Origin of the sequence: Pseudoalteromonas sp. TAB23 (genome assembly GCF_000498075.1) — a bacterium.
Taxonomy (GTDB): Bacteria; Pseudomonadota; Gammaproteobacteria; order Enterobacterales; family Alteromonadaceae; genus Pseudoalteromonas; species Pseudoalteromonas arctica.
On sequence record NZ_AUTP01000088.1, the window covers coordinates 1 to 2,619 of the forward strand.

General features: G+C 40.5%; 4 protein-coding genes. All 4 read right to left on the bottom strand.

Translation table 11 applies throughout. From position 1 onward, the window contains the following. Nucleotides 1-670: beta-ketoacyl synthase N-terminal-like domain-containing protein (locus L654_RS0102035; protein ID WP_024607104.1), on the bottom strand; the 670-nt coding region annotated here is incomplete at its 3' end. Nucleotides 671-886: 216 nt separating this feature from the next. Continuing rightward, nucleotides 887-1,123, bottom strand: a complete 237-nt coding sequence (gene acpP / locus L654_RS0102040; protein ID WP_002962377.1) for an acyl carrier protein — start codon at nucleotides 1,121-1,123, stop codon at nucleotides 887-889. Between the two features lie 250 nt (nucleotides 1,124-1,373). Then, nucleotides 1,374-2,120, bottom strand: a complete 747-nt coding sequence (fabG, locus tag L654_RS0102045) for a 3-oxoacyl-ACP reductase FabG (RefSeq protein WP_007585730.1) — start codon at nucleotides 2,118-2,120, stop codon at nucleotides 1,374-1,376. 11 nt (nucleotides 2,121-2,131) lie between these two features. Next, nucleotides 2,132-2,619, bottom strand: a 488-nt coding sequence (locus L654_RS0102050; RefSeq protein ID WP_024607105.1) for an ACP S-malonyltransferase, incomplete at its 5' end; no start/stop codon positions are given.

Here is a 2,619-nt window from a genome sequence, read left to right on the forward strand (position 1 = left end):
CCCAAGGGCGAGAAGCCGCTTGTGGATCGTCGTTACGAGTTGAAAGTGCACGCGCAGCATTAAAGCCACCCATACCAATTGGGGTACACGCTTTTTCTGCACCGCCAGCAACCATTGCATCTGCATCACCGTAGGCAATCATGCGCGCTGCATGGCCAATATTATGCAAACCAGTAGTACAGGCAGTTACAATTGAAATATTTGGACCACGAAGTCCATGCATCATTGATAAATGACCTGAGATCATATTAATAATGGTAGACGGCACATAAAATGGCGATAACTTGCGCGGACCACTATTTAATAGCTTAATGTGGTTTTCTTCAATTAACGTAAGCCCACCAATACCTGAACCTACAGCTACACCAATGCGTGCTGCGTTTTGCTCAGTGATTTCAAGGCCTGAATCTTTAAAGGCTTGAACACCCGCTGCAATGCCGTACTGAATAAACAAGTCCATTTTTTTAGTATCTTTCGCTGACATGTATGCAGTTGCATCAAAATCATTTATTAAACCAGCGAATTTAGTACCAAATTTTGATGTATCAAAGTGCGTTATTGTTTGAATGCCACTTTTACCATCTAATAAGCCTTGCCAGGTTGATTGAACATCATTACCTAGCGGCGTCAACATTCCTAAGCCAGTTACGACGACTCGACGTTTAGCCACGGTTTGCCTCCAATAAGGGATATTTTACAAGGGGATGATCATACCCAAGCTACCTCAAAGTGCTAGTCCCAAAATAGATTAAAAACGCATAACACAATCAAAATTAATTTTTAGCTAAAATTGAGCATAGAGATTTAAGTTTTGAATCACGAACTTTGAGGTGGTTTGGATATAAAAAATTAAAGGCAGCGGATGCTGCCTTTAACGTGCGATTAATTACTCAGCGTGTGCTGTAACGTAATCGATAGCAGTTTGTACTGTAGTGATCTTCTCAGCTTCTTCATCTGGGATCTCAGTATCAAACTCTTCTTCAAGAGCCATTACTAGTTCAACAGTATCAAGAGAATCTGCACCTAGGTCATCTACGAAAGAAGATTCATTTTTAACTTCTTCTTCTTTAACACCTAGTTGTTCAATGATAATTTTCTTTACGCGTTCTTGGATATCGCTCATTCTTCTTTCCTTTATTAAAAACGCCAATGCGTTATTTTCAGATTGCGGCGTAGTTTACGCCGCATAATTCTCTGATTCAATGATTTGACCATAAATAATTGTCTGGTCAAACCTCTGAGTGTGTGTTTTGTCTTTTATCGCTTATTTTCGCAGCGATTTCAAGTATGTTTAAAGCAAGTTCACAAATAATTCAATGTTTTTGAGGTAACTTACTTAACTTTATCAAGTAGCAATCTAGGTACAATGGCGATTAAACCATGTACATCGCGCCATTTACATGCAAAGTTTCGCCTGATACATACGCAGCCGCGTCAGATGCTAAATAACATACTGCAGCAGCAATTTCGTCTGGTTGGCCTAAACGCCCTGCTGGAACATTTGCAAGTGTTGCTGCTTTTTGCTCATCAGTTAAATTATCAGTCATGTCTGTTTGAATAAAACCAGGTGCGATTACGTTAACTGTAATACCACGTGATGCAACTTCGCGCGCAAGTGACTTAGAAAAACCAATTACACCCGCTTTAGCCGCTGCATAATTAGCTTGACCTGCATTACCCATAGTACCCACTACTGAGCCAATGTTAATAATACGGCCTTTCTTTTTCTTCATCATTGGACGAAGTACCGCTTTAGATAAACGGAAAACTGAGCTTAAATTAGTGTCGATAATATCGTCCCACTCAGTTTCTTTCATACGCATTAATAAGTTATCGCGTGTAATACCTGCGTTATTTACAAGTACGTCAATATCGCCTAAATCAGCTTTTATTGCAGCAAGTGTTGCTTCAATAGATGCAGGATCGGTTACGTTTAATGCATAACCTTTACCATTGTCACCTAAGTATTCACTGATTTTAGCAGCGCCTGACTCACTTGTCGCAGTACCTGCAACTTTTGCACCTTGTGCAACTAATGTTGTTGCAATTGCTTTACCAATACCACGGCTGGCGCCAGTAATTAGGACAATTTTGCCCTCTAATGAAAATAAATTAGACATTTTATATACTCTTATTTAGCTGCATCAATTGAAGCGGCGTCGTTTACTGAGCCACAGATCATTGCTTTATCAATTCGTTTAGCAAGTCCTGTTAATACTTTACCAGGACCAAATTCGTAGCTTTGTGTTACATCTTGCGCAACCAAGGCTTGTACTGTTTCTGTCCAGCGAACTGGGCTGTATAGCTGACGTACTAGTGCGTCTTTAATTGCATCAGCTAACGTTTCAGCTTTTACATCAACATTATTAATTACATCACACTTAGGTGTATTAAATGTTAAAGCGGCTAAGTCTGCTGCTAGCTTGTCAGCTGCTGGCTTCATTAACTCACAATGTGAAGGTACGCTAACAGAAAGTGGTAATGCACGTTTAGCACCGGCATCTTTACATGCTTGCGATGCTCTATCTACTGCCGCTTTGTGGCCTGCGATAACAACTTGACCAGGAGAGTTGTAGTTAACTGGAGATACAACCTCACCTTGCGCTGAGGCAGCACAAG